The sequence below is a fragment of the Streptomyces sp. sk2.1 genome (assembly GCF_008120935.1).
Taxonomy (GTDB): Bacteria; Actinomycetota; Actinomycetes; order Streptomycetales; family Streptomycetaceae; genus Streptomyces.
The window spans coordinates 1-7,771 of the sequence record NZ_RDBO01000146.1; the positions used below are offsets into that span (position 1 = coordinate 1).

General features: G+C 74.9%; 6 protein-coding genes. All 6 read right to left on the minus strand.

Features of this window, described 5'->3' with window-relative positions; genetic code table 11:
• Window positions 1-860, minus strand: an 860-nt coding sequence (locus EAO76_RS41570; protein ID WP_316248411.1) for an acyl-CoA carboxylase subunit beta, incomplete at its 3' end; no start/stop codon positions are given.
• 153 nt (window positions 861-1,013) lie between these two features.
• Complete coding sequence (locus EAO76_RS41575) at window positions 1,014-2,288, minus strand: carbohydrate ABC transporter substrate-binding protein (RefSeq protein WP_148841426.1); 1,275 nt, start codon at window positions 2,286-2,288, stop codon at window positions 1,014-1,016.
• Window positions 2,285-3,400 (minus strand): hypothetical protein, encoded by a 1,116-nt coding sequence (locus EAO76_RS41580; RefSeq protein WP_262376202.1) that lies wholly within the window; start codon window positions 3,398-3,400, stop codon window positions 2,285-2,287. The genes EAO76_RS41575 and EAO76_RS41580 overlap by 4 nt, the downstream gene beginning before the upstream one ends.
• 86 nt (window positions 3,401-3,486) lie before the next feature.
• Complete coding sequence (locus tag EAO76_RS41585) at window positions 3,487-4,899, minus strand: hypothetical protein (protein WP_148841427.1); 1,413 nt, start codon at window positions 4,897-4,899, stop codon at window positions 3,487-3,489.
• A 1-nt stretch (window position 4,900) separates the two neighbouring features.
• Window positions 4,901-7,246 carry a serine/threonine protein kinase gene (locus EAO76_RS41590; RefSeq protein ID WP_148841428.1) on the minus strand — a complete coding sequence of 782 codons (2,346 nt, stop codon included), beginning with the start codon at window positions 7,244-7,246 and terminating at the stop codon, window positions 4,901-4,903.
• A complete protein-coding gene (locus EAO76_RS45100) occupies window positions 7,243-7,608 on the minus strand; it encodes a hypothetical protein (protein WP_187439021.1) in 366 nt (121 codons plus the stop codon). The genes EAO76_RS41590 and EAO76_RS45100 overlap by 4 nt, the downstream gene beginning before the upstream one ends.
• Window positions 7,609-7,771 lie beyond the last annotated feature (163 nt).

The window sequence follows — 7,771 nt, forward strand, 5'->3', positions numbered from 1 at the left end:
GGGACCAGGTCGAGGAGGGTGTCGCCTCGTCGGTCGGCGGGGTCGTCGCTGGGGACGGTGGGCGGGTTCTCGCGGTTGTTGGAGGGGAGCATGCCGATGAGGTAGCGGACCTCGGCGATGCAGGTCTCCTCGTCGTCGTACGCGAAGTGTGCGACGCCGGAGGTCTCGGCGTGGACGTCGGCGCCGCCCAGGCCGTTCTGGGTGATCTCCTCGCCCGTGACCGCCTTGACGACGTCCGGGCCGGTGATGAACATCTGCGAGGTCTCACGGACCATGAACACGAAGTCCGTCAGCGCGGGGCTGTAGGCGGCGCCGCCCGCGCAGGGGCCGAGCATCACGCTGATCTGCGGGATCACGCCCGAGGCCCTCGTGTTGCGCTGGAAGATCCCGCCGTAGCCGGCCAGCGCCGAGACGCCCTCCTGGATACGGGCACCGGCACCGTCGTTCAGCGACACCAGCGGCGCACCCGCCGCGATCGCCATGTCCATGATCTTGTGGATCTTCGTGGCGTGCGCCTCGCCCAGCGCACCGCCGAAGATCCGGAAGTCGTGCGCGTACACGAAGACCGTGCGCCCCTCCACCGTCCCCCAGCCGGTGACCACACCGTCGGTGTAGGGCTTCTTCTCCTCCAGACCGAAACCCGTCGCCCGGTGCCGGCGCAACTGCTCGACCTCACGGAACGAACCCGCATCCAGCAGCAGACCGATCCGCTCACGCGCCGTCAGCTTCCCCTTGGCGTGCTGCGCCTCGGTCGCCCGGTCACTCGGTCCACGACGGGCCTGCTCGCGCAGCGCCAGCAGCTCGGCCACCCGGCCACGGGTGTCGGTCGGCTCGCCCGGGATTTCGTCCACAACGGTCATGCACCGACCCTACGGAGCCGGACAAGCAAATCCTGCCGTTGACTCCGTACAGTCTCCTGACCCGTTTACTGGTGGAGCCTGACATAAGCAGAGCCGCGTGCAGGCGAAGTACCAGCCAGTACGGGTAAGTCTTTGTGCGGGTCCGACAAAGTCTCACCGCGGTCTGCTGCACACCCCCGTCAGCCTCAAAACGCGACGGGGCTGGGCCGCCTGGACCCGCTGCACGTCGTTCAGCCGCGCCTCCACCGACCCGCGGGGGTGGGCCATGGTGAGCAGCACCGCCTCGTAGAACGCGTCCCGGACGGCGGCGGGCATCACGTCGGAGGCGTCCAGGCAGAGCGGCAGCAGGTGGTCGGCGAGGCGGTCGCTGATCCGCTTCTCGACCGTACCGCTCCGGGCGGGCACGTCGGGGTTCGGCGAGAACACCCCGGCCCTGCGGCCCCATTCCTCCTGGGCCCGGCGGGAGGTGAGCCGGGCGAGCAGGTCGCGGGCCTGTGCGGAGTCGCCGAAGAGCGCGGCGAAGTCGGCGGAGACCTCGCGGCCCTTCGCCCTCGGTCCCCCGGGCAGCAGCCGGGCGGAGTCCGTGAAGGAGGCCCGGTCGCGGTGGTCCCCGTAGAAGGAGCGGGCGAAGGAGCCCTGGTGCTCCAGGGCGCAGTCGCCCTGGAAGAGCAGGCCGTTCCCGCCGGGCACGCCCCGGTGGTCCTCCTTCAGGGCGTCCCGGGCGGTCCCCGGGTCCTGGGCCAGCAGTCCGGCCCACAGGCGCCAGGCCCTGACCACCGGCTCGGCCGTCCAGCTCAGGTCGCCGGTCGCCCAGCGCCCGTACAGCACCGGGCCCGCCGTCTGCAGGATCAGGTCCTCGATCCAGTCGCTGCCGGGCCAGCCGGACGCCCCGTCGTCGCCCATGCCGATGCACCAGGAGCCCAGCGGTGCCGGGGCGGAGGGCGGCGGGCGGTCCGTGCGGTACCAGACGATGCTCTTGAGGTCGGCCTTGAGCGGTACCCAGAGGTCCGCGTCCATGCCCTCGGCCTCGGGCTGCCAGGGCCTGCCGTACGCCGGGGCACCGGCCGGGCGGCCCACCGGTTTCAGCCGGTTCTCCGCCGCGTACTCGACGAGGTCCCCGATGCCCGGCAGGATCGCGATGTCGGGCGGGTCGCCCGCCTGCACCCCGGCGAGCAGGACCTCCCGGGTGGCGGCGGTGCCCTGGTAGGTGTACGGGGTGCCGAGGGTGTCCAGGACTCCCTTGAACTGTTTCTCCTGTTCGCCGGTCCACGGGCCGAGGATCGTCACCTTCGGCCGGCCGTCGTCGCCGCCGGGCACGGCGAGCCCGCAGCCCGCCGCGGTCAGCGCCAGGCACAGGACGAACAGGACGGCGCGGAGGCGGCCGGTCGTCCCGGTCCCCGGCGGTCGGTGTCGCGGGCGGCCGGTCATCCGGGTCTCCGGTAGTCGGTGTTGAGGTGCCGGCCGAGGCCGATGACGGGCAGCAGCAGGATCGTCACGCCGCCGGCGAGCGCCCCGTAGTAGGTGCCGCTCTGCCAGTCCCGGGCGGCCAGCCCGGCGCGCACCAGGGCCGACTCGTCGGTGACGGCCTGCTGGGACCGGGCCAGGTCGGCGCGCACCCGGGCCGACTCGTCGGTGTCGGCCTTCTGGGACCGGGCCAGGTCGGTGTGGTCGTGGGCCCGCCGTTCGATCCGGGCCAGCCCGTCGCGGGCGGTGTCCAGCCGGTCCAGGGTGACGACGGTCGCGGTCAGCGGGACCACGGCCAGGAAGACCGTGGCGGCCAGCGAGACCAGGAGGCAGAGGTCGAGGCTGTGTCCGCAGCGGGTGCGCAGCACCCACAGCGCGGAGAGGGTGATCAGGGCCATGGCCAGCAGTCCGGTCTCGGCCACCGCCCAGCCGACCCGCTGGAGGGGACCGGCCGAGCTGAGCCGGTCGACGCGTTCCATCTGGTGTCCCTGGAGGACGTCCAGTCGCGGCACCACCCCGGTGTCCTTCCGGGTGAGGAGGGTGTCGGCCTCGGCGAACTTCTCCTCCCGCATCGGGTCGTCCGACACGTACTTCGTCACGGCCGGGGTGATGGAGGCGCTGTAGGAGGTGAGCACGCCGTTCACGGTCTCCAACGCCCCGCGGCCCCGTTCCCCGTCGATCTGTACGTCGGCGAGCCGGGTCAGGCCCTGGTCGGCGGCGGCCAGTTGGGTCTCGTAGCGGGCCCCGGCGCCGACCACGTCGGCGATGCGGTCCGTCACGGAGCCCTTGGCCTCCTCGTGGGCGCGCAGCAGGGCGAGCTGGGTGGCGGCCACGCCCTGCACGGCGGGGGCGCCGCGGGTGCGCATCTCGCCCGCGGCGGACTGCACCTGGCGGTACGGGAGGAGCAGGGCGCCCATCGAGACCAGGGCGACCAGCAGCAGCGCGGCACGGTGCCGTTCCAGCAGGCGGCGGGTCCGGGAGCGGTAGGGGGCGCTGCCCGGGGGCGTGGTCCGGGCTCCCGCCCCGGCCCGGGCCCCGGCGGCGTTCCGGCTCCTCGCTCCTGCCCGGCTCCCCACCCCGGTCCGGTTCCTCGCTCCGGTCCGGCTCCACACCCCGGTCCGGTTCCTCGCTCCTGCCCGGTTCCGCACGACCGTCCGGATGCTCACATCAGCCTCCCGCAGGCGATGCAGAACAGGGCCGAGGCCCCGGCCGGATGGTCGCAGTGCGGGCAGCGGCCCGCCGGTCCGTCCGGGGTCCCGGGCAGGCGCACGGGGTGTCCGGAGGCGATGCTGAGCAGTCCCTGCCGGACGGTTCCGGGGTCGACGGTCGGCCCGATCCGCACCTGCCCCTGCGGGCCGTCCACGATGCGGGCGACCCGGCGGACCTCGTCCAGGACCCAGTCGGCGGCGATCTCGGTGGCGAGCCGGACCGCGAGCCCGAGCTGTGCCTCGGCCCGCTCGCGGCGTTCCAGGTCGAGGGCGGCGTAGCCGTGGTGGAGGGCGGTGCGCATCTGGGTGGAGACGTTCATGGTGTGGACGGTCCGGTCCGCGACGCCGGGCGGGCTCGCGGTGGCGGCCGCGTCCCCGGACGGCAGCCAGCGGACCACGACCGGTTCGGTGACGCCACCGACGGAGACGGCGGCCAGCTGGAGGGGCACGTCCAGCGGGTCGCCGCTCGCGTCGGCCCGCAGGCCCAGGAGGTAGTCGCGGGACTCCGGTTCCCAGCGGTGGGTGCGGAACTCCAGCCGACGCGACCGGCCCCCGCCCGGCACCCGAACCGGAACCGGTGCCAGCCGTTGCTGGTGGGGGGCGGTCTCGGTCAGGGTCACGTCGCGCACCACCGGGCGGACGGTCACCTCGATGGGCAGTTCGGGGCTGCGGACCCGGCGCAGCCGGTCCAGGGCCTCGGCGACGGCGGGGGCGAAGTCGTCGGGCGAGCCGGTGGCGGTGCCGTGCAGTCCTTCCGCGACGGCGAGCAGCGGGGCGGGGTCCCAGTCGGCGCCGGGGGCGATGACGTCGGCGGTGAACACGTCCTCGCAGCGGGCGAGTTCGAGGCTCAGCGCGCTGTCCGGGCGGGCGGTGTCGTCCCCGTCGGCACGGTCGCCGCCGTCGGTGACGAGGATCAGGTGGCGTACGGGCAGGGCGCGTTCGGCGAACAGTTCGCGCGCGGTGGCGAGCCGGTGCGCGTATCCGGTCGGCGGCCCGTCCGCGGCGGCGATCCGTCCGACGCTGAAGGCGGCGCGGCGGCGGTCGGCGGGACCGGCCAGGGCCCACCGGCCGCTCAGCGGGTAGCACCGGGAGTCGCCGCCGCCCAGCACGGTGTACGAGATCCCGTCGGGCAGGGCGCCCATGACGGCGGCCAGTGCGGCGACGGCCGCGTCGCGGCGCCGGGGCGCGACGTCCACCGCGAGGACCAGGGCGATGTCGACGGCGGGGACGCGGTCGCGCGGGCCGGTGGCGACCGCCGTGACCCGCACGTGGGCGTCGATCCGGGCGTCCTGGTCCGGCCGGTGCTTCTCCGCGACCCGGACGGACAGCTCGACCCCGAGTCCGGTCGGCGTTGCGCTGCGGACCATCTCAACTCCCCCTGGCGGTACGGTGCCCGGGCGAGAGCCAGAAACGGCCCTGCGGGCGGACGGCGTGCGAGAGGTCGATGAGCTTGTCGTGGTCGGCGCCCTGTCTGCACTGCCGGGCCATCCAGCGGTAGCACCGGGCCAGGTCCTCCCGGACGGCCCGCTCGCCGGGCACCGGCACCGGGGGCAGGCCCCGCCGCCACCAGCGCCCGTCGGGCCGGCTGCCGCCGGCGGCGGCCCGGACCGCGTCGAGCTTCCACTCGTACAGCTCGGTGCGCAGCAGCCGGGCCGACTCGTCGCCCGTCACCACGGACGGCGGCTGCGGTCCGGTGCGATCCCCGCGCAGGGGGACGGCGTCGATCACGGCGTCGATCCGCCGCACCCCGGGCAGCGGGTGCTCCCCGGCGGAGAGCCGGGCCGCCCGGATGCGCAGGGCGGCGATCCGGGCGACGGTGTGGTCCCGCGACTCGTCGGGCACCAGGTCCAGGACGGCCGTCGCCGCGGCCCGGTCGCCGCGGGCCAGGGCCAGCCGGGCCAGGCCGAGCGCCGCCCCGACGTGGGAGGGGTTGCGGGCGTGCACGGCCCGGAGGAGTTCGTACGCCGAGGGGGCCGGGCCGGGCGGATGGTCGGGGCCGAGCTGCTCCGCGACGTAGGCGAGGGCCAGTTTCGTGGCGTACTCGCCGGGCAGGGCGCGGTGCACGGCGGTGAAGTGCTCCAGGGCCTGTGCCAGCAGCCGCCGCCGGTCGTCGGAGTCCTGGGCGCCGCGCAGGGCGACGAGCCCCCGGTGCCAGCTGAGCCGCCACTGCCGCACCGGGCCGGGGCCCGGGATGGCGTCCGCCGCCGCCACCTGCTCGCGGGCGGCGGCCAGGGCCTCGCCGCCCTCCCGGGCGAGGAGCAGGCGGACGTTGTGCAGGCAGATCTCCACAGACCGCTCCCCCGTGGCGGGCTGGGCCAGTAATCGTCCGGGGTCGTAGCTGCTCACCAGGAACCGGGCGGCCTCCGGGTCCCCGGGGTAGGGCCGGGGCACCGGCAGCCGCCGGGCGATCTCGGCGGGGGTGGGCAGCCCGGAGTCCAGGGCGGGCGCCTCGCGGATCTCGTCGCGGCGGTGCGGGGTGCGGGCCAGCCAGTGCGCGTAGTCGGGCACGGTGCCCAGCCGCGCGCCGAGCAGTCCGTTGGACGGGGTGAAGTGGGCGGACGGTTCGGTCCGGTCGCGTTTCCCGCGCAGCGCCCTGATCTCCCGCAGCACTCCGCGCAGTTGGCCCGCCATCTCGTCGGCGTCGGCGAACCGGCGCTCCGGGTCCGGGTCGGTGGCCCGCTCCACCACCAGCCGGAACGAACTGGTGCCGAGGCCGGGCACGTCGTCGCCGACGGCCCAGCCGGCCAGCTCGGCCAGGGTCGCGCCGACGGTGTGGATGTCGTGGGCGACGGTCAGCGGACTGCCGCTGACCATCTCGGGCGCGGCGTAGCGGGGGGTGATGACGGGCGGCGGTTCGGTGGAGCCGATCGCCCGCACCCCGCCGAGGTCGATGACCTTGACGCCGTCGTGCTGGTGGACGACGTTGGACGGCTTCATGTCCCCGTACAGGAATCCCATGCCGTGCAGGTGGGCGAGGGCTTCGAGGATCTGGCAGCCGTAGGTGAGGACGTGTTCGACGTCGAGGACGAAGGTGCCCTGCCGGGTCGCCTCGACGACCGCGGAGAGGGTGCGGTCGCCGACGTCCTGCATCACGATGTAGCCGCCGGAGACGGTGCCGTCCTCGTTGCTGGTGCTGACGAAGTCCCGGATCTGGACGATGCGTTCGTGCCGGATGGCGACCAGGCTGCGGCGTTCCTCGCCGGCCTGTGCGGCGCCCCGTTCCGCGTACCGGTTGAGCAGGCCCTTCACTGCGACGAGGTCTTCGAGGTGGGTGTCGCGGGCGAGGTAGACCCAGCCCTGGCCGCCGTGGGCGATGGGGCCGAGGATGCGGTACTGGTTCTGGAGCAGCGGTCCGTCGCGGGTGAGTTCGGGGCGGTAGGAGTAGGGGGCGCCGCACCGGGGGCAGTGGCCCTCGTCGGGCGGCGGGGCGGCGGTGTACGGCGGGATGAAGTAGGTGGCGCAGGACTTGGCCGAGCAGCTCATCCGGATGCGGGCCCGGGTGACGGCGGCGCTCAGCCGCCGGTCTGGGGTGTTCGGCCGGAGCCGGGGCAGTTCCAGCAGGTTCCCGGGGCCGCACGCGGCGGGGTCGGCGGGCAGCGGCGGGAGTCCCGGCCCGTCCTCGGCGCGCCCGCAGGTGTCGCAGTGGCCGGTGCTCTGCACGGCGCCGTCGCACGGGCCTCCGGTGAAGCGGCGGTGCGGGCAGGGGATCCTCATCGCTGCTCCGCCCGGCCCCGCTCGCCGCGCGGTGCGGGCAGCTCCGTCCCGGTGTGCCGGTCGTGCCGTTCCAGGTCCGCCCGCAGTTCGCGCAGCAGGGCGCGCAGATCGGCGAGCCGCCGGTGCGGGTCCTCGACGGTGCGCAGTTCGGCCAGTCGGCGGCGGTGGCGGGCCGCGTCGGTGCGCGGCAGGGGGGCCATGGAGGCCGATTCCACCAGGCCGTTCAGCGCGGCCCATTCCCGCTCGATGTCCTCGGCGCGGCGGATCAGCAGGGCGGCCCGGTCGTCGAGGGCGGGCAGCAGCAGGTGCCGCGCGACCTCGGTCACCCCGGCGCCCCCGCTCTCCCGGACGACGACGAGCACCCGGAAGCCGAGCGTCCGTACCCGTACGAGCAGGGGGACCAGCCGGTGCGGCGCCCCCTACTCCTACCGCCCCGAACTCACCCGCGACGGACCGCTGCTCCAGAACCAGTACCGCATCCTCGGCCCCATCGCCCACGGCGGCCAGGGCTGGGTCTACCTCGCC